The sequence below is a fragment of the Synechococcus sp. RedBA-s genome (genome assembly GCF_024345495.1).
Lineage (GTDB): Bacteria > Cyanobacteriota > Cyanobacteriia > PCC-6307 > Cyanobiaceae > Regnicoccus_A.
On record NZ_JAGQBF010000001.1, the window covers coordinates 80,369 to 97,987 of the forward strand.

Annotated in this window: 16 protein-coding genes; 9 read left to right on the forward strand and 7 right to left on the reverse strand. The window is 67.4% G+C overall.

Annotated elements, in window-relative coordinates:
• Positions 1-130 precede the first annotated feature (130 nt).
• Both KBY67_RS00385 and thiL read left to right on the forward strand, forming a co-directional pair.
• The gene (locus KBY67_RS00385) at positions 131-1,192 is read left to right on the forward strand and encodes a peptidylprolyl isomerase (protein WP_315855533.1); all 1,062 of its coding nucleotides are present in this window, start codon (positions 131-133) and stop codon (positions 1,190-1,192) included.
• Positions 1,185-2,207, forward strand: coding sequence for a thiamine-phosphate kinase (gene thiL, locus KBY67_RS00390; protein ID WP_255107406.1), 1,023 nt, complete (start codon positions 1,185-1,187; stop codon positions 2,205-2,207). The genes KBY67_RS00385 and thiL overlap by 8 nt, the downstream gene beginning before the upstream one ends.
• A gap of 95 nt (positions 2,208-2,302) precedes the next feature.
• Here thiL and KBY67_RS00395 read toward each other — a convergent pair whose 3' ends face one another.
• Positions 2,303-3,325: a type I glyceraldehyde-3-phosphate dehydrogenase gene (locus KBY67_RS00395; protein ID WP_255107408.1), complete on the reverse strand. Its 1,023-nt coding sequence runs from the start codon at positions 3,323-3,325 to the stop codon at positions 2,303-2,305.
• A gap of 176 nt (positions 3,326-3,501) precedes the next feature.
• Between KBY67_RS00395 and murC the strand changes: the two genes are divergently transcribed.
• From murC to KBY67_RS00410, 3 genes are read left to right on the forward strand one after another with little or no spacing between them, the layout of a single operon-like run.
• Positions 3,502-4,965 (forward strand): UDP-N-acetylmuramate--L-alanine ligase, encoded by a 1,464-nt coding sequence (gene murC / locus KBY67_RS00400; protein ID WP_255107602.1) that lies wholly within the window; start codon positions 3,502-3,504, stop codon positions 4,963-4,965.
• A 3-nt stretch (positions 4,966-4,968) separates the two neighbouring features.
• Positions 4,969-5,883 carry a UDP-N-acetylmuramate dehydrogenase gene (murB, locus tag KBY67_RS00405; protein WP_255107410.1) on the forward strand — a complete coding sequence of 305 codons (915 nt, stop codon included), beginning with the start codon at positions 4,969-4,971 and terminating at the stop codon, positions 5,881-5,883.
• Between the two features lie 21 nt (positions 5,884-5,904).
• A complete protein-coding gene (locus KBY67_RS00410; protein ID WP_255107412.1) occupies positions 5,905-6,240 on the forward strand; it encodes a YbaB/EbfC family nucleoid-associated protein in 336 nt (111 codons plus the stop codon).
• A gap of 23 nt (positions 6,241-6,263) precedes the next feature.
• On the opposite strand, the gene rsgA is transcribed toward KBY67_RS00410, so the two are convergent.
• The 4 genes from rsgA to grpE are packed head-to-tail and all read right to left on the reverse strand — an operon-like array spanning position 6,264 to position 9,422.
• On the reverse strand, positions 6,264-7,265 hold the full coding sequence (gene rsgA, locus KBY67_RS00415) for a ribosome small subunit-dependent GTPase A (protein ID WP_255107414.1): 1,002 nt from the start codon (positions 7,263-7,265) through the stop codon (positions 6,264-6,266).
• Positions 7,255-7,575 carry a sulfurtransferase TusA family protein gene (locus tag KBY67_RS00420; protein WP_255107417.1) on the reverse strand — a complete coding sequence of 107 codons (321 nt, stop codon included), beginning with the start codon at positions 7,573-7,575 and terminating at the stop codon, positions 7,255-7,257. Before KBY67_RS00420 ends, rsgA begins: the two co-directional genes overlap by 11 nt.
• Positions 7,576-7,590: 15 nt before the next feature.
• Positions 7,591-8,712 (reverse strand): molecular chaperone DnaJ, encoded by a 1,122-nt coding sequence (dnaJ, locus tag KBY67_RS00425; RefSeq protein WP_255107419.1) that lies wholly within the window; start codon positions 8,710-8,712, stop codon positions 7,591-7,593.
• Positions 8,712-9,422 carry a nucleotide exchange factor GrpE gene (grpE, locus tag KBY67_RS00430; RefSeq protein WP_255107421.1) on the reverse strand — a complete coding sequence of 237 codons (711 nt, stop codon included), beginning with the start codon at positions 9,420-9,422 and terminating at the stop codon, positions 8,712-8,714. Before grpE ends, dnaJ begins: the two co-directional genes overlap by 1 nt.
• Positions 9,423-9,524: 102 nt before the next feature.
• Here grpE and KBY67_RS00435 point away from each other — a divergent pair, with 102 nt between their 5' ends.
• From KBY67_RS00435 to KBY67_RS00445, 3 genes are read left to right on the forward strand one after another with little or no spacing between them, the layout of a single operon-like run.
• Positions 9,525-11,333 (forward strand): GspE/PulE family protein, encoded by a 1,809-nt coding sequence (locus KBY67_RS00435; protein ID WP_255107423.1) that lies wholly within the window; start codon positions 9,525-9,527, stop codon positions 11,331-11,333.
• A 56-nt stretch (positions 11,334-11,389) separates the two neighbouring features.
• Positions 11,390-12,469 carry a type IV pilus twitching motility protein PilT gene (locus KBY67_RS00440; protein ID WP_255107425.1) on the forward strand — a complete coding sequence of 360 codons (1,080 nt, stop codon included), beginning with the start codon at positions 11,390-11,392 and terminating at the stop codon, positions 12,467-12,469.
• 12 nt (positions 12,470-12,481) lie between these two features.
• Positions 12,482-13,882 carry a type II secretion system F family protein gene (locus KBY67_RS00445; RefSeq protein WP_255107427.1) on the forward strand — a complete coding sequence of 467 codons (1,401 nt, stop codon included), beginning with the start codon at positions 12,482-12,484 and terminating at the stop codon, positions 13,880-13,882.
• On the opposite strand, the gene KBY67_RS00450 is transcribed toward KBY67_RS00445, so the two are convergent.
• Complete coding sequence (locus KBY67_RS00450) at positions 13,847-15,169, reverse strand: NAD(P)/FAD-dependent oxidoreductase (RefSeq protein WP_255107429.1); 1,323 nt, start codon at positions 15,167-15,169, stop codon at positions 13,847-13,849. The two genes, KBY67_RS00445 and KBY67_RS00450, sit on opposite strands and share 36 nt — an antisense overlap.
• A 6-nt stretch (positions 15,170-15,175) precedes the next feature.
• On the opposite strand from KBY67_RS00450, the gene dusA reads away from it, so the two are divergent.
• Positions 15,176-16,186, forward strand: coding sequence for a tRNA dihydrouridine(20/20a) synthase DusA (gene dusA / locus KBY67_RS00455; RefSeq protein WP_399213602.1), 1,011 nt, complete (start codon positions 15,176-15,178; stop codon positions 16,184-16,186).
• A 2-nt stretch (positions 16,187-16,188) separates the two neighbouring features.
• On the opposite strand, the gene argH is transcribed toward dusA, so the two are convergent.
• Entirely contained in the window at positions 16,189-17,610 is a 1,422-nt protein-coding gene (gene argH, locus KBY67_RS00460) for an argininosuccinate lyase (protein WP_255107432.1), read from the reverse strand.
• Positions 17,611-17,619 lie beyond the last annotated feature (9 nt).

Here is a 17,619-nt window from a genome sequence, read left to right on the forward strand (position 1 = left end):
TCGGCAGAACGCCCGGAGACCGGCAGGGACAGCCATGAACAGGAGTTCTCAGCACACGCGGGCCCGCCGGCCAGAAGAGCTGCAACCCGGCGAGCAGCAATCGGGTCTGGCCAGGAGCCCCTGGCGGTCCCTGGCGCTGACGCTGCTGGCCCTGGTGCTCGCCTGCGGCGCCAGCATCACCCGGGTCAGCCCGGTGGCGGCGGCCCTGCCACCGGGAAACGCCGTCACCGATCCGGCCGCCCTTCTGCGCAATGCCCTGCCGATCGAGCAGCCGGATCTGCAGAAACTGCAGCATCGCCTCGAAGACAGCAGCGATGACCTGCGGGCCAAACGCTGGAGCGCCCTCACCGGCAACGCCCGCAAGGCCCAGGGGCAGCTGAGCAGCCGACGCTCCGCCCTGCTGGCGGCGTTCCCGATCGAGCAGCGGCAGGAGGCCACAGCCCTGCTCGACGGCCTCGAATCTGAACTGCAGGCCGTGGCCGAAGCCGCCGAGCGTCAGGACCGCGAAGCCTTCCTGACCGCCCGCCGCCGGGCCCTGAGCACCATCGGTGCAGCCGAAGCCCTGCTGGTGGGGCCCTTCCCCTTCGACATTCCTGAGGAGTTCGCCGACCTGCCCCGGCTGCTGGGTCGCGCCACCGTGAAGCTCACCACCACCAAAGGCGACCTGACCGCTGTGGTGGATGGCTACAACGCCCCGCTGACCGCCGGAGCCTTCGTCGACCTGGTTCAGCGGGGCTTCTACGACAAGCTGCCCTTCATCCGCGCCGAGGATTTCTACGTGCTCCAGACCGGCGATCCCAAAGGATCGGCCAGTGGCTACGTGGACGCCTCCGGCCAGGAGCGCCAAGTGCCCCTGGAGATCATGGTGCCGGGCCAGGGCAAGCCCTTCTACAACCAGACCTTCGAGGACCTCGGCCTGTTCAAGGCCACTCCGGTGCTGCCTTTCGCCACCAAGGGAACCCTGGGCTGGGCCCACTCCGACACCGCTCTGAACGATGGCTCCTCCCAGTTCTTCCTCTTCCTGTTCGAGGCGGAACTGACCCCGGCTGGCCTCAATTTGATCGACGGTCGCTATGCCGCCTTCGGCTACGTGGTGGAGGGCTTCGATGTGCTCCAGGAGCTCACCGCCGACGACGGCATCGTCAAGGCGACTGTGGTGGAGGGGGCCGACAACCTACGGCCCCATGCCTGAGGGCGCCAGCCAAGCGCCAACCCTGGCCGACCTGGGGGAATGGGAGCTGATCGAGCGGCTGGGAGCCTTCGCTCCCCCCGGTCAGTTCGCCGATGACGCCGCCCTGCTGGCTGGCCATGGCCAGCAGGCCCTGGTGGTGAACAGCGACGTGCTGGTGGAGGGCATCCATTTCAGTGAGGCCACCACGGCCGCCGCCGATGTGGGCTGGCGGGCGGCGGCGGCCAACCTCTCGGACCTGGCGGCCATGGGCAGCCGGAAGGTGCTGGGACTGACGGTGGCCCTGGTGGCGCCAGCGACCACCCCCTGGGCCTGGGTGGAGGGGGTGTACCAGGGGCTGAGCGCCGCTCTGGAGTGCTACGGCGGCACGCTGCTGGGGGGCGACTGCAGCGGCGGTGACCAGCGGCTGCTGGCCATCACAGCCCTGGGGCAACTGGGGGATCAAGGGCCGATCCGGCGCCGGGATGGCCGCGCCGGCGATGCCCTGGTGAGCACGGGGGCCCATGGGCTCAGCCGCCTGGGCCTCGCGGCGCTGCTGCAGGAGGCCCCGGCGCCCGGAACTCCAGACTGGCGCCAGGCCGCTCCGACCCTGCTGGAGCGAGCTCTTCAGGCCCACCGCAGGCCACGGCCTCGGTTGGATGTGGTGGAGGCGCTGGCCTCCTGCCAACCGGCGGGCTGCCCCTGGAGGGTGGCCGGCACCGACAGCAGCGACGGGCTGGCGGCAGCGCTGAAGGCCCTGGCCCGGGGGAGCGGCTGCGATGCCCTGCTGGAGCACAGGCTGCTGCCACTGGATCCGGAGATGGCTGCCCTGGCCGGGGCTGAAACGTGGTGCCTAAGCGGCGGCGAAGATTTCGAACTGGTGCTGGCCCTGGATCCCGCCTGGGCCCAACGGCTGATCCAGTCCCTGCCCGGGACCCACCGGATCGGATCCCTGAGCCCTGGATCGGGGCTGCTGCGCTGGGCCGGTAGCCGCTCACCCCTGGAGGACGCCGCTGAAGGCTTCACACATTTTCACTGAACAGCGGCAGAAAGCCCCTCTGCATCCCTGCCCGGTGCCATAAAAAAGCCGTCCCCCAGGGGAACGGCCCGAGTGATGAGCTCAGCGAGCTGAACTCACTTCCAGTTCTTAGCCACCAGCTCGGCCAGATCGACCACCCGCTGGCTGTAACCCCACTCGTTGTCGTACCAGGCGATGACCTTGACCATGTTGTCGCCCATCACCAGGGTGAGATCCGCATCCACGATCGTCGACTCATCAGTGCCGGCATGGTCGGAGGAAACCAGGGGAAGATCGGAGTATTTGATGATGCCCTTCATGCCGTTCTCGGAGGCTTCCTTGAGCACGGCATTAACCTCTTCACGACTGGTACCACGGCTGACTTCCACCACCAGGTCGACCACCGACACGTTGGGGGTGGGCACGCGCATGGCGATGCCATTCAGCTTCCCCTTCATCGGTGGGTACACCAGAGCGACCGCTTTGGCAGCGCCAGTGGAGGTGGGAACAATGTTGATGGCGGCGGCACGGGCGCGGCGAAGATCGCGGTGGCTGGCATCAAGAATGCGCTGGTCACCGGTGTAGCTGTGGGTGGTGGTCATCGTGCCCTTGACAATGCCAAAGGACTGGTCAAGCACCTTGACGAGAGGTGCCATGCAGTTGGTGGTGCAGCTGGCGTTGCTGATCACATTGAAGTCGTCGTGGCGGTAATCCTCGTGGTTAACCCCGACGACGAAGGTGCCGATACCATCGCCCTTGCCCGGAGCCGTGATCAGCACCTTGCTGGCTCCGGCCTTGATATGTTTGCCGGCGCCCTCGGTGTCAATGAACACGCCCGTGGCTTCAATCACCAGGTCAACGCCCCAGTCCTTCCAGGGCAGGTTGAGAGGATTGCGATCAGAAAAGCACTTGATCGGCTTTCCATTCACCGTGATCGTGTCGCTGGTATAACCCACGACGGTGTCACGAATCTTGCCCAGCATCGAGTCGTACTCGAGCAGATGGGCATTCGTGTGTGGATCGGACGTGTCGTTGAGACCAACCACCTCGATGCCGGTGTTTTCGCCCCTGCTGAGCCAACAACGCATGAAGTTGCGACCAATCCGGCCGAATCCATTGATCGCAACGCGCAGGGTCATGGCAGGAACGGGAAACCCGTTGACAAGGGGGAGTTTGGCTGCCGATCATACAGAAATGGCCTCCCCCTCCAGGAGCCGCGACGGCAGCAGATCCTCCCTCGGAACCAAACAAGCGTGAAAAAGGGAGAGACAAAAGCGGCGTCAGCACCTACCTTCGGGTGCGCATGGAGACGCATTTGGCACCGCTGCTCGACCACCGGGCTCCCCTTCACTTCATCGGGGTCGGCGGCATAGGAATGTCGGCCCTGGCCGGGATCCTGGCCGACCGCGGTTTTCAGGTGAGCGGATCGGACACCCGTGACAGTCCGGTGCTGGAGTCGCTGCGTCGCCGTGGGGTGCGGGTGTTCGCCCACCAGGACGCCGGTACCATCACCGCCCTCAACCGGGATGGCGACAGCTCAGCGCTGGTGGTGATCAGCACGGCGGTTCCGGAGACCAATCCCGAGCTGATGGCGGCCCGCCAGGCCGGCTTGAGCATCTGCCACCGCTCCGACGTGCTGGCGGACCTGATCAACGCCCAGCCGTCGATCTCCGTGGCCGGCAGCCACGGCAAGACCACCACCAGCACCCTGATCGCCACCCTGCTGGCGGCCACCGACCAGGACCCCACCGCCGTGATCGGCGGCATCGTGCCGGCCTTTCAGAGCAATGCCCGCAGTGGCCGCGGCCGGGTGCTGGTGGCCGAGGCCGATGAGTCCGACGGCTCCCTGGTGAAATTCAGATCCAGCCTCGGGCTGATCACCAACCTGGAGCTGGACCACACCGATCACTACCCCGACCTCGAGGCTCTGATCCAGACGCTCCAGCGCTTCGCCGCCGGCTGTGGATCTCTGCTGGCCAATGCCGACTGTCCGGTGCTGAGCCAGCATTTCCAGCCCGGAGCCTGGTGGTCGATCGAGCGCAGCGACGGGGTGGAGTTCGCCGCCCTGGCGGTGGAGGAGCACGGCGAAGGCACCGTGGCCGACTTCTACGAAAATGGTGAGCTGGTGGGACGTTTCAGCCTGCCCCTGCCCGGTCGCCACAACCTCAGCAACGCCACCGCCGCCCTGGCGGCCTGTCGCCTGGAGGGTGTCCCCTTCGGCGCCCTGGCCACGGCGATGGCAACCCTGCGCTCCCCCGGCCGTCGTTTCGACTTCCGCGGCCCCTGGGCCGGCCGCCAGGTGGTCGACGACTACGCCCACCACCCCAGTGAGGTGGAGGCCACCCTGCTCATGGCCCGCCTGATGGTGACCAGCGGCCGCAGCCCCCTGCCGGAGGTGCCCCAACGAGTGGTGGCTGTGTTCCAGCCGCACCGCTACAGCCGCACCGCCGAATTTCTCGATGCATTCGCCGCTGCACTCGCCCTCGCCGACACGGTGCTGCTGGCCCCTCTCTACGCCGCTGGCGAAGCGCCCATCGCCGGCGTCAACAGCCAGGCTTTGGCTGATCGCCTCCAGCACCTGCGCCCTGAGCTGCCCCTGGCGGTGAGCGCCAGCCTCGACCAGCTGGCTGAACAGGTGGTGCGCCGCACCCGGCCCGGTGATCTGGTGCTGGTGATGGGAGCGGGCGATGTGAATGGCCTCTGGTCTCGCCTGGAGGACCTCGCGGATCTGAGCTCACCCGATGCACCGGATGCACCCGCCGCTCGCCTGGCGGCCTGAACGGTGCCCGTCACTCCGGCCCACGAACGAACCCTGAGCCAGATCTCCCTGGCCGACTTCACCACCTGGAAAGTGGGTGGGCCGGCTGAATGGTTCGCGGAGCCGGCTAGTGGCGAGGAACTGGTGGCCCTGGCCCGCTGGGCCTTGACCGAAAAACTGCCCCTGCGTCTGATCGGAGCCGGCTCCAACCTGCTGGTGAGCGACGGCGGCCTGGCCGGCCTCACCCTCTGCAACCGCAGGCTGCAGGGCAGCGTGATCGATGCGGCCAGCGGGCTGGTGGAGGCCCAGGCTGGCGAACCGATCCCGACTCTGGCGCGCAAGGCAGCCCGCGCGGGTCTGAGCGGCCTGGAGTGGGCGGTGGGCATCCCCGGCACTGTGGGCGGTGCTGCCGTGATGAACGCCGGTGCCCAGGGGGGCTGCACGGCGGACTGGCTCCAGGAGGTGACCGTGCTGGATCCCGGCCGGGGGGATGGCCCCTTCGTGCTGCAGGCCAGCGAGCTGGAGTTCGACTATCGCCACAGCCGCCTGCAGGCGGAACCCCTGCTGGTGCTCTCGGCCCGGTTCCGCCTCAGCTCGGGCCATGATCCAGCCGAGATCAGCCGGCGCACCAGCGCCAACCTCTCCAGCCGCACCAGCAGCCAGCCCTACCAGCAGCCCAGCTGCGGCAGCGTGTTCCGCAACCCGGAACCGCGCAAGGCCGGCCAGTTGATCGAGCAGCTGGGACTCAAGGGTCTGGCGCTCGGAGGGGCCATGGTCTCGCCGATCCACGCCAATTTCATCGTCAACACCGGCGGCGCCTCTGCCGCCGACATCGAGCAACTGATCCGGCTGGTGCAGCAGCGGGTCTTCAGCGTCCACGGCATCGAGCTGCACACCGAGGTGAAGCGGCTGGGGGACTTCCCTTGCGGCGTAGCCTGAACCAGCGCTCTTGATTCCTGCATGGCCGGCTTCGGACTTCCCAACTTTGGACAGCTGACCGAAGCCTTCCGCAAGGCCCAGCAGATCCAGCAGGACGCCCAGAAGCTCCAGGACGAGCTCGACGCCATGGAACTGGAGGGCAGCAGTGCCGATGGCCGAGCCAGCGTCTGGCTGACCGGCAACCAGCAGCCCTTGAAGGTGCGGCTCTCCGCCGAACTGCTGGCCGATGGTGCCGAGGCCACCGAGGCCGCCACCCTTGAGGCCCTCAAGGCCGCCTACGACGTCTCCACCGGCACGATGAAGGAGCGGATGGAGGAACTCACCGGTGGCCTCAACTTGCCCGGCCTGGGGGGCTGAGGCGGCGGGAGATTCATCGCTGATCAGCCCAGATCAGGCTCCTGCTGACGCTGACGGCGGCGGGATGGGCCGCTGGGGGGTCGCTGGGGGCGGGTCTCGAGGGCCGCGGCACTGGCCAACTGCAACTCGGCCAGGCCCTCGGCGTAGTAGGGGTAACGGTCCCAGGCGGTGCCCACCCGGCAGCCTGGATCACCGCGGTGCCGGCAGTTGCTGAAGCGGCAGGGACCGTCCCGCAGGGCAGCAGCGATCTCCGGGAACAGGGCCGGCAGCACAGCGGGATCGCGGGGCAGCTCGGGCCGGTTGAAGCCAGGGGTGTCGGCGATCAGGGCACCGGGGGCCAGGGGGAAAAGCTCTACATGGCGGGTGGTGTGGCGTCCGCGCCGGAGCCGTCCTGAGACAGTCCCGACCCGCAGGGCCAGGGCCGGCACCAGGGCATTGAGCAGGCTGCTCTTGCCCACCCCGGAGGGGCCGCAGACCACGGCGATGCCGCGCTGGGCCAACCGTTCCTTCAGGTGGGCCAACCCATCGCCGCTGGCTGTGCTGACCGCGATCGGGTCATAGCCCCAGCTTCTGACCCGTTGCCGCCAGCTCTCGAGCTGATCGGGCGGAACCAGATCCGCCTTGGAGAACACCACCTCCACCGGTTGGCCGCTGTGCTCGGCGGTAAGCAGAAAACGGCTGAGCTGCTCGGGATCCGGCTCGGGCTCGGCCATGGCGATGACCACCACGATGCGGTCGCAATTGGCCACCGGTGGGCGCCCCAGCAGGCTGGTGCGCGGCAGCAGATCCCCTACGGCGGCACGGCCCGCCGGCCAGTCGATGCCCTCCAGCCCCACCCGATCGCCCACGTGGATGCGCGCACCCGCCTGACCCAGCCGGCTGCGCCGGGTGCAGAGCAGCTGCTCCAGCCCACCGGGGCCGGGAATCTCCAGGCTCACCTGGCAGAAATTGGCCTGAATTGCGGTGACCAGACCCTGGACCATGGGCTGTCTCCCCTCAGCCCTGGCCTCGCCCTCAGCCCCCATGACGGCGAATCCACAAGCTGACCCCCTCCTGGACCTGGGCGATCTGGGTGTCTTCGGCGTCCCCAGCGACCCTGGCGTCCTCGCTGGCTGCAGGCCCCTGAATAACCAGGTGACCCTCCTGGCGCAGGCCCTCCGCCACCATCCACTCGGGTTCACCGGCGTCGAGGTTGAGCTGCAGCCACTCACCGACCGCGATCGTCTCGAGCGCCAGCCGGCTGCGGATGAAGTTGAGCGGGCAGGGGGTGCCGCGCAGATCGAGCCGCCGGGCGGGCTCCCTGGGTGGAGACCCCGAAGCAGGGCTGAAGGTCACAGGCAGGGCATGGCGCTAACCGAACAACCCGCCGAACAGGCCGCTCTTATGGGGATGGTCCTTGCTGGAATGGTGGCCAGCCAGCTCCTCCAGCAGCTCCCGTTCGTGGCTGCTGAGCTTGGTGGGCACCTGCACCTTGACGCTGAAGAGGTGGTTGCCGCGGGCCACCGGATTGCCCAACTTGGGGATCCCCTTGCCGCTGAGGGTGAGGCTGGTGCCCGGTTGGGTGCCCGCCGGAATCTCCAGGGTGGCCGCTCCATCCACCGTGTCCACCTCGATGGTGTCGCCGAGGATGGCCTGGAGGTAGTTCACCGCCACCTCGGAGTGGATATGGATCCCATCGCGGCGCAGCTTGTCGTGGGCCTGAGCGAACAGGTACACGTAGAGATCACCGGCGGGGCCGCCTCTCTGGCCGGCATTGCCCTCACCGGCCACGCGCAGGCGGGTGCCGGAGTCGACGCCGGCGGGGATGGTGATGCGCAGCTTCTTGCGCACCTGCTGCACCCCTTGGCCGCCGCAGGCGCCACAGGGATCGGCGATCACCTGGCCGCTTCCCTCGCAGGTGGGGCAGGGGGCCACCTGGGTGAAGCTGCCAAAGGGGGTGCGGGTGGCCCGGCGCACCTGACCCTGGCCAGCGCAGGTGCCACAGGTGGTGGGACCGCTGCCGCTCTTGGCGCCGCTGCCCTGGCAGGTGGTGCAGGTTTCCAGGTGACGGATCTGCACCTCTTTCTCCTGGCCGAAGACCGCTTCGTTGAAGCTGATGCTCAGATCGAGGCGAAGATCGTCCCCCTGACGGGGGCCACGGCGGCGGGGACCAGCGCCAGCTCCACCGCCAGCAGCGGCCCCACCGAAGCCACTGAAGAAGGTCTCGAAGAGGTCAGCGAACCCGCCCATGTCACCCATGTCGGGGGCACCGGCAGCGGAGACACCCGCTTCACCGAACTGGTCGTAGCGAGCCCGGGTCTGAGGATCACTGAGCACCTCATAGGCCCGACCGATCTCCTTGAAGCGGTCCTCCGCACCGGGCTCCTTGTTGATGTCGGGGTGGTACTGGCGGGCCAGGCGTCGGTAGGCCCGCTTGAGGGTGTCGGCATCCGCGTCGCGGGACACCCCCAGCAGGTCGTAGTACTCGGCCATCAGCTGGATTCCTCAGCACCCGCTGTCCCGTCCTGGGCCAGGGGCGCTGCCCCCTGCGAGGCCCCGGGGCCCGGTCCCATCGAAACTTTGACCAGAGCATGGCGCAGCACGCGCCCGTTCAGCTGATAACCGCGCTGGAGTTCCTCGATCACCAGATCCTCGTTCACCAGATCACTGGGCTCGCGCAGCACCGCTTCGTGCAGGTTGGGATCGAAGGGTTCACCCTCCACCCGCATCGGGGCCACCCCCAGTTGCTTGAAAGCATCCACCAGCTGCTTGTAGAGGTTCTGATAGCTGCGGTGCAGGGCCTGCGCCTCCTCGCTCTGGGGATCGAGCTGCTGGCGGGCGCGGTCGAAGTTGTCGACCACCGGCAGAATCTCGCTGAGGGTGGAGCAGGCGATCTGCAGGCGCAGGTCCTCCTGATCGCGACTCTGGCGCTTGCGGAAGTTGTCGAAGTCGGCGGCGATGCGCATGTACTGGGAGCGCATGGTCTCGTGCTCCCGCCGCAGGGTCTCCAGTTCCGCGGCCAGCCGCTGGGCCAGGGGCTCGCCGTCCCCATCGGCCGCGGCCGCGGCCTGTGGATCACTGGAGGCCGGCTCCTGGGGGCCGGTGTCAGCCGGAGTGTCCCCCCCCGACTGATCAAGGTCCTGAATCAGGGAGTCCGCCTCGGCGGAGGGATCCTGGGGGAAGGGAGTGGCTTCGCCGCTCATGCTGACTGCAACGCCGTTCGGTCCTAAACATGTTGCTGGTCGACGGGCTCCTCCCACAAGCGGCGGAAGCCCGCACCTGCTCCCTTCGGCCCCCACTCGGCCATGACTCTTTCGCTGACACGCCCGGTCCCTGCGGCCGAAACGCTCCAGCAGCGGCGACTGGAGGCCGAGCTGCTCAGCGGTGAGAAGCTGCTGCTCCCCGTGGACCTGCATCAGGCCGACCCGCGGGCCGCTGAGGCCTGCCCCAGGATTGATGCCCAGCACTGGCGGGAGTGGGTGGCCCTACCCCTGGTGCGCCAGGGAGAGCAGCTCTTGATCGCCATCCCCAGCTACTGGCCTGCGCAGCAGCGCCAGCAACTGGAGGCGGCGGTACTAGCCAACGGCATCACCCCTCAGTTGCGCCTGGGGCTGCAGGAGGAGATCAGCGAAGCGCTTCAGCAGAAGATGGCCGACCGTCGCCATCGCCCCAGCGAAGACAGCGCCCAGACCTCCCAACCCAACGGCCTCTCGCTGCTGGAGGGCCTCAGCCTGGAAGACCGCCTGGAGGAGGCGCCCCCTGCCGAGGAGCAGGACCTGGATCTGGAGGCCAGCCTCAAGGCCTCCAACGCCTCACCGGTGGTGAGCCTGGTGAACCGCATCCTGATCCAGGCGATGGAGTCGGAATCGAGCGACATCCACGTGGAGCCCGAGGAAGACGGACTGCGGATCCGCTTTCGCCAGGACGGTGTACTGCATCCGGTCGAACACCTGCCCAAAAGCCTGGCACCCGCGGTCACCTCGCGCTTCAAGATCATGGCCGAGCTGGACATTGCCGAACGGCGAATGCCCCAGGACGGCCGCATCCGCCGGATGTTCCGCGGCCGCACGATCGAACTGCGGGTGAGCACCCTGCCCGGTCGCTGGGGGGAGAAGGTAGTGCTGCGCCTGCTCGACAGCGGCAGCACCCGCCTGGGCCTTGACCGGCTGATCACCGAACCCGCCGCCCTCAATACCGTTCGCTCGATGGGCTCGCGGCCCTTCGGCATGGTGCTGGTGACCGGGCCCACCGGGTCGGGGAAATCCACCACGCTCTATTCCCTGCTGGCGGAGCGCAACGAACCCGGCATCAACATCTCGACGGTCGAGGATCCGATCGAGTACATGCTCAAGGGCATCACCCAGACCCAGGTGAACCGCGACAAGGGCTACGACTTCAGCACCGCCCTGCGGGCCTTCATGCGCCAGGACCCAGACGTGCTGCTGGTGGGGGAAACCCGCGATGGAGAAACGGCCAAGACCGCCATCGAGGCGGCCCTGACCGGCCACCTGGTGCTCACGACCCTGCACTGCAACGACGCGCCCAGTGCCATCGCCCGGCTCAACGAGATGGGCGTCGAGCCCTTCATGGTGAGTGCCTCCCTGATCGGGATCGTCTCCCAGCGGCTGCTGCGCAAGGTCTGCGAGTCGTGCCGTAGGCCCTACCACCCAGGGGAGGAAGAGCTGGGCCATTTCGGCCTCTTCGCCAGCCAGGAGCAATCGATCACGTTCTACAAAGCCCAACGGGGAGCCAGGGCCGACGGCAGCAGCTGCCCCACTTGCCAGGGACGAGGCTACAAGGGCCGCATCGGCGTCTTTGAAGTGCTGAGGATCAACGACAACCTCGCCAGTGCCATCGCCAAGGGCGCCAGCACCGACGTGATCCGCAACCTGTCGATCGAGACCGGCATGAAAACCCTGCTGGTCTATGGCCTGGAACTGGTGCGCCACGGCCAGACCACCCTTGAGGAGGTGGAGCGGATGCTGCTCACCGACACCGAACTGGAATCCCAGCGGCGCGCCCAGGCACTCACCACCCTGACCTGCCAGGGCTGCGGGGCAGGACTCAGGGATGAATGGCTGGAGTGCCCCTACTGCTTGACCCCCCGGCGCTGAGTGTTGCGGGCCACCGGTGCGGCCTTCAGAATCCAGGAGAATCCAGCACGGCTTTGATGGAGCTCCAGATCGAGGAGTTGATGGAAGAGCTGGTGGAGCAGAAGGGCAGCGACCTTCACCTCTCAGCCGGCCAGCAACCCTACGGGCGCTTCAACGGAGAACTCAGGCCGATGCGGGAGCAGGCCCTGAGCGAGGAGTCCTGCAATCGCATGATCTTCTCGATCCTCAGCAACTCCCAGCGCAAGCAGCTGGAGCAGACCTGGGAACTCGATTGCTCCTATGGCCTGCGCGGCCTGGCCCGCTTCCGCATCAACGTCTTCAGCCAGCGCGGCACCTATGCCGCCTCGATGCGGGCCCTGAACAGCAAAGTACCCACCCCCCAGGAGCTGGGCCTGCCTCCGGTGGTGGTGGACATCACCAAGCGACCCTCAGGATTGGTGCTGGTGACGGGACCGACCGGATCAGGCAAGAGCACAACCCTGGCCTCGCTGCTGGATCACATCAACCACAGCCGAGCCGAGCACATCATCACAATCGAGGATCCGATTGAATTCGCCTACACCAATGACAAGAGCCTGATCCATCAACGTCAGCTAAACGAAGACACCAAAAGTTTCAGCAATGCCCTGCGGGCGGCCTTGCGCGAGGATCCCGATGTGATTCTGGTGGGGGAAATGCGTGATCTGGAAACGATCCAGCTGGCCATCACCGCTGCCGAAACCGGTCACCTGGTGTTCGCCACCCTGCACACCAGTTCCGCCGCCCAGACCGTGGATCGCATGGTGGATGTGTTCCCAGCGGGCCAACAGGCCCAGATCCGTACCCAGCTCAGCAGCAGCCTGGCGGCGATCTTTGCCCAGACGCTCTGCCTCAGAAGCTCCCCCTCCAGCCACAGCTATGGCCGGGTGATGGCCCAAGAGATCATGATCAACACACCGGCCCTGGCCAATCTGATCCGCGAAGCGAAAACAGCTCAGATCTATTCGCAGATTCAGACCGGCGGCCAGCTGGGCATGCAGACCCTGGAGAAAGCCCTGGCCGACATGGTCAAGCAGGGGGACATCGCCCTGGAGGAAGCCCGCACCCATTCCACCAAGCCAGATGAGTTGAACCGGCTGCTGGGCAATTCCCTCTGATCAGGATCCACCATGCCTGCCTTTCTGGCCACGTACACCAGCACCCTGGGGGAGCTGCGGGAGCTACGGGTTGAGGCCTCGGACCTGCCCACTGCCCGCCGCAACCTGCGCCGGCGGGGCATCCTCGCCCAGTCCCTGGTTCCGGCCAGGGAAGGGCCCACCGCCATCTTCACCGCCACCTACGCCAACCAGCGGGGCCAACAGAAGGTGGTCCAGCTCAAATCCCCTGATCTGGCCACCGCCAAGCGCGAACTGCGCCGTCGAGGCATTGCCGCCACCTCCGTGGTGCCGATTGCCTCGACCCGCTCGGTGCAGGCAAGCGGCAAGGGGGGAGCCAGTCTGTTCAGCCAGGATCTAGGGACGGTATTCCAGGCCAGGCCCAATGTCCGGGAAAAGGCGCTGTTCGCCAGCAAGCTCTCGGCACTGGTGGATTCTGGCGTGCCGATTGTGCGTGGCCTCACCCTGGTGGCCAAGCAGCAGCAGAAGCCGATTTTTCGGCAAGCCCTCGAATCCCTCGCCAGCGATGTGAGCCAGGGGGTGAGCCTGGGGGTGGCGATGCGCCGCTGGCCCAAGGTCTTCGATCGAATCACTATTGCCATGGTCGAAGCCGGTGAGCTCGGCGGGGTTCTCGATGAAACCCTCAAACGGCTCGCCCTGTTGCTGGAGCAGAACGCCAAGCTCCAGAATCAGATCAAGGGGGCCCTAGCCTATCCGGTGATCGTACTGCTCATCGCCATTGCCGTGTTCCTCGGCATGACGATTTTCCTGATCCCCACCTTCGCCGATATCTTCGAGCAACTGGGTGCGGAGCTGCCGGTTTTCACCCAGATGATGGTGAATCTGAGCGCGCTGCTGCGCTCGGCTTTCTCCCTGTTCCTGATCGCCTTTCTGATCCTGGCTGGATGGCTGTTCGTCGGCTTCTACAAAACGCCTGTGGGCAAGCGCAGGGTTGACGGCTTCATCCTGAAGATTCCTCTATTCGGTGATTTGATCCAGAAAACTGAAACAGCCCAGTTCTGTCGAACCTTCAGCTCACTGAGCAAAGCCGGTGTGCCGATTCTGATGAGTCTGGAAATTGTTCGAGACACCTCAAGCAATTCAATCTTTGCCGATGCAATCGAGGACTGCCGAGTGGAGATTCAAGATGGCATACCTGTGAGTGTGGCCCTCGCTCGTAAGCACGTCTTTCCGGAAATGGCCCTCAGCATGCTGGCCATTGGCGAAGAAACCGGGGAAATGGATGCCATGCTCTCCAAAGTGGCCGACTTCTACGAAGATGAGGTGGAAGTGGCCGTGAAGGCACTGACCTCGTTGCTGGAGCCGATCATGATCGTGCTCGTTGGCATCATCGTGGGGGCCATTCTCGTGGCCATGTACCTACCGATGTTCTCCGTCTTCGACAAGATCCGCTGAACGCCCAGCCACCGCCAATCCCGTCTGGGCGGCCTGGGCAATGGCGCCGCCGGCCACCCAGCCGCTGGTCCAGCAGTGCTGGAAGTTGAAGCCGCCGGTGACCCCGTCCACATCCAGCAGCTCACCGGCGAAGTACAGGCCCGGCTGCTTGCGGCTCTCCATCGTGGCCAGGTTCACCTCCCCCAGACTCACGCCGCCGGCCGTGACGAATTCCTCGCCAAAGGGGCCGCGGCCCCCCACCGCGTAGGAGGTGGAGCGCAGGGCGCCCATCAGCCTGTCCTCGTCGCGCCGGCGCAGATCAGCCCAGCGCTGGTCGGGGGCCACCCCATGGCGCTCCAGCACGTGGATCCAGAGGCGGCGGCTGAGCTCGGGCCAGGGGCGGGCATTGAGCAATTGGCGGCGGGCCTGCTGGCTGCGGGCGGCCGAGAAGAGCTGGCTGAGCTCCTCGGCGCTGCTGCCGCCGCTCCAGTCGATGCGCAGCTCACCGCGGTACCCGCACTCCTTCAGCGCCCGGGCCGCAAAGGCGGTGAGCCTCAAGGTGGCCGGACCACTCACCCCCCAGCCGGTGATCAGCAGCACCCCGCGCTCGCGAAAGCGCCCGCAGGGCAGGCGCAGCTCCAGTCCCACCGGATCCATCACCACCCCACGCAGGGCCGCCAGGGGATTGGCCTCCAGGGCCAGGGTGAACAGGGAGGGCACCGGTGGCACCACGGCATGGCCCAACTGGCTGGCCAGCTGACGACCACTGGGATGGCCCCCGGTGGCGAGGAGCAGGCGATCGGCGCTGATGGCGCTGGAAGCCCCATGGGCCAGCCCCGCCGCCAGCCGCAACGTCAGCTGGAAGCCACCCCCCGCGCGCACATCCACCTGGCGCAGGGAGGCCCCCCTCCAGACGGTCACCCCGGCGGCGGCGGCGGCGGCCTCCAGCACGGCCACCACGCTGCTGGAGCGATTGCTGCGGGGAAAGAGGCGGCCATCGGGCTCCTCTACAAGCTCCAGCCCCCGCTCGGCGAACCAGGCCAGGCAATCGCCGGTGGCGAAGCGGCTGAATGGTCCACGCAGGGCCCGCGAGCCCCGGGGGTAGTGGCCCACCAGGGCCAGGGGATCCCAGCAGGCATGGGTGACGTTGCAGCGCCCGCCGCCGCTGATCAGCACCTTGCCCAGCGGCTGGGGCGTGGCCTCCAGCAGCAGCACCCCCGCCAGCCCCTGCTCCGCGGCGGTGATGGCCGCCATGTAGCCGGCGGGTCCGCCCCCGGCGACTACCAGGGACCAGTCGACAGGCAGCATGGGCGGATGGGGCAGGGAGAGAACGCGACGACGCCCGTTGCCGGGGCCTACCGCTTCAGTGTGGCGCCGATGCTGGACTGCACCGATCGGCACTTCCGCGTGCTGATGCGGCAGATCAGCCGTCGCGCCCTGCTCTACACCGAGATGGTGGTGGCGCAGGCCCTGCACCACGGCCGCCGCGACACCCTGCTGGACTTCGATCCCCAGGAGCACCCCCTGGCGCTGCAGCTGGGGGGCGACGATCCGGCGCTGCTGGCGGAATCCGCCCAGCTGGCGGCCGCCTGGGGCTACGACGAGATCAACCTCAATGTGGGCTGCCCCAGCCCCAAGGTGCAGCAGGGACGCTTCGGGGCCTGCCTGATGGCGGACCCCGACCGGGTGGCCCGCTGCGTGGAAGCGATGGCGGCCGCGTCGTCCCTGCCGGTGACGGTCAAGCACCGCATCGGCATCGATGATCAGGACAGCTATGAGTTGCTGCTGGCCTTCGTGGACACCGTGGCCGGCGCCGGCGCCAGCCGCTTCAGCGTCCATGCCCGCAAGGCCTGGCTCCACGGCCTGGATCCGAAGCAGAACCGCACGATTCCGCCCCTGCGCCACGACCTGGTGCATCAGCTCAAACGGGACCGGCCCCAGCTGACGGTCGAGATCAATGGCGGGCTGCTCAGCCTGGAAACCTGCCAGGAGCACCTCACGCAGGTGGATGGGGTGATGGTGGGTCGCGCCGCCTACGAGCATCCCCTGCGCTGGGCCACGGTCGACCAGGAGCTGTTCGGCTGCCATGGGCGACCTCTGGCCTCGGCCTCAGCGGTGGTGCGGGGTCTGATCCCCCATGCCAGCCGCTGGTGCGGAGCCGGCGGACGGCTCTGGCCGATCGCCCGCCACCTGGTGCATCTGGTGGAGGGCGTGCCGGGGGCCCGGTACTGGCGTCGCCGGCTGGGAGAGCGGGCGGGGGAGCGAAGCGCCGGCCCCGAGGTGCTGGAGGCCGCGGCCCTGGAGCTGGAGCAGCGGGGCCTCTAGGGCTAGGGGGCTGGCGCCTGGGGTTCCTGCGGTCCGAGGCGCTCTCGGCAGCGCTGGAGCTGCTCGGCCACCCGCTCAAAGCCCGTGCCCCCCTCACTGCGGCGGGCGGCCACCACCTGCCGCGGCTCGATAGCGGCATGGATGTCGGCCTCGAAGGCGGGATGGAGCTCTCGCCAGCGCTCCAGGGGCAGATCCTTGAGCAGCAGCCCCTCGCTGAGGCAGGTTTTCACCAGGCCGCCCACCAGCTGATAGGCCTCACGGAAGGGCACCTCCCGGGCCACCAGGTAGTCGGCCACATCGGTGGCATTGGAGAAATCAGCCGCCACGGCCTGCTCCAGCCGCTCGGGCCGGAAGCGAATGCCCTCCTCCAGCAGGATCGCCATCGCTTCGAGGCAATCCGCGGTGGTGCGCACCACATCGAAAAGGGCCTCCTTGTCCTCCTGGAAGTCCTTGTTGTAGGCCAGGGGAAGCCCCTTGATCATCGTCAGCAGACCCATCAGGTGGCCGAAGACCCGGCCGGCCTTGCCGCGCACCAGCTCAGGCACATCGGGGTTCTTCTTCTGGGGCATCAAGCTGCTGCCGGTGGCGCAGCGGTCGGTGAGGCGCACAAAGCCGAACTCCTCGCTGGCCCAGAGGATCACCTCCTCCGAGAGGCGGCTGAGGTGCACCAGGATCAAGCTGGCGGCGGCGCTGAACTCCACGGCGAAGTCGCGGTCGCTGACGGCATCGAGGCTGTTGGCATAGATCGCCTCGAAGCCCAGGTCTTTGGCCGTCAGCCGCCGATCGATCGGCACCGGCGTACCGGCCAGGGCCGCTGCCCCCAGGGGCGAGATGTTCACCCGGCCGCGCACATCCGCCAGGCGCTGGCGGTCGCGTTCGGCCATCTCGACATAGGCCAGCAGGTGGTGAGCCAGGGAGAGGGGCTGGGCCCGCTGCAGATGGGTGTAGCCGGGAATGAGGGTGTACAGGTGGTTGTCCGCCTGGTCGAGCAGGGCCTGCTGGAAGCGGCGCAGACCGGCATCGAGGCCATCGATCGCCTGGCGCAGCCAGAGGCGCAGATCAGTGCCGACCTGGTCATTGCGGCTGCGGCCGGTGTGCAGCTTCTTGCCCAGGGGCCCGATCAGGGCGATCAGGCGGTGCTCCACCGCGAAGTGCACGTCTTCGTCTTCAAGCCCAGGGCGAAAGTGGCCGTCGGCCGCCTCGGTGCGCACCGTTTCGAGGGCCGCGATCAGCTGGTCGGCCTCGGCGACGCTGATCACCCCGCAGCGGCCGAGCATGCGGGCGTGGGCGATGGAGGCATCGAGGTCCTGCTGCAGCAGGGTGATGTCGAAGCCGATCGAAGCATTGAAGCGCTCGATCGCCGGGTGGAGCCCTTCCTCGAAACGGTCACTCCATCGCGCCGGTTGGGAAGCCTGTGCCGCCATCGAAGCCGA

Bases quoted from the DNA above. Each gene is read 5' to 3' on its own strand.
- thiL (WP_255107406.1), top strand. From the start codon at position 1,185: ATGCCTGAGGGCGCCAGCCAAGCGCCAACCCTGGCCGACCTGGGGGAA.
- dnaJ (WP_255107419.1), bottom strand. From the start codon at position 8,712: ATGGCCGAGTACTACGACCTGCTGGGGGTGTCCCGCGACGCGGATGCC.
- KBY67_RS00410 (WP_255107412.1), top strand. From the start codon at position 5,905: ATGGCCGGCTTCGGACTTCCCAACTTTGGACAGCTGACCGAAGCCTTC.
- rsgA (WP_255107414.1), bottom strand. From the start codon at position 7,265: ATGGGGGCTGAGGGCGAGGCCAGGGCTGAGGGGAGACAGCCCATGGTC.
- KBY67_RS00445 (WP_255107427.1), top strand. From the start codon at position 12,482: ATGCCTGCCTTTCTGGCCACGTACACCAGCACCCTGGGGGAGCTGCGG.
- KBY67_RS00435 (WP_255107423.1), top strand. From the start codon at position 9,525: ATGACTCTTTCGCTGACACGCCCGGTCCCTGCGGCCGAAACGCTCCAG.
- dusA (WP_399213602.1), top strand. From the start codon at position 15,176: ATGGGGCAGGGAGAGAACGCGACGACGCCCGTTGCCGGGGCCTACCGC.
- argH (WP_255107432.1), bottom strand. From the start codon at position 17,610: ATGGCGGCACAGGCTTCCCAACCGGCGCGATGGAGTGACCGTTTCGAG.
- grpE (WP_255107421.1), bottom strand. From the start codon at position 9,422: ATGAGCGGCGAAGCCACTCCCTTCCCCCAGGATCCCTCCGCCGAGGCG.
- KBY67_RS00450 (WP_255107429.1), bottom strand. From the start codon at position 15,169: ATGCTGCCTGTCGACTGGTCCCTGGTAGTCGCCGGGGGCGGACCCGCC.
- KBY67_RS00395 (WP_255107408.1), bottom strand. From the start codon at position 3,325: ATGACCCTGCGCGTTGCGATCAATGGATTCGGCCGGATTGGTCGCAAC.
- KBY67_RS00440 (WP_255107425.1), top strand. From the start codon at position 11,390: ATGGAGCTCCAGATCGAGGAGTTGATGGAAGAGCTGGTGGAGCAGAAG.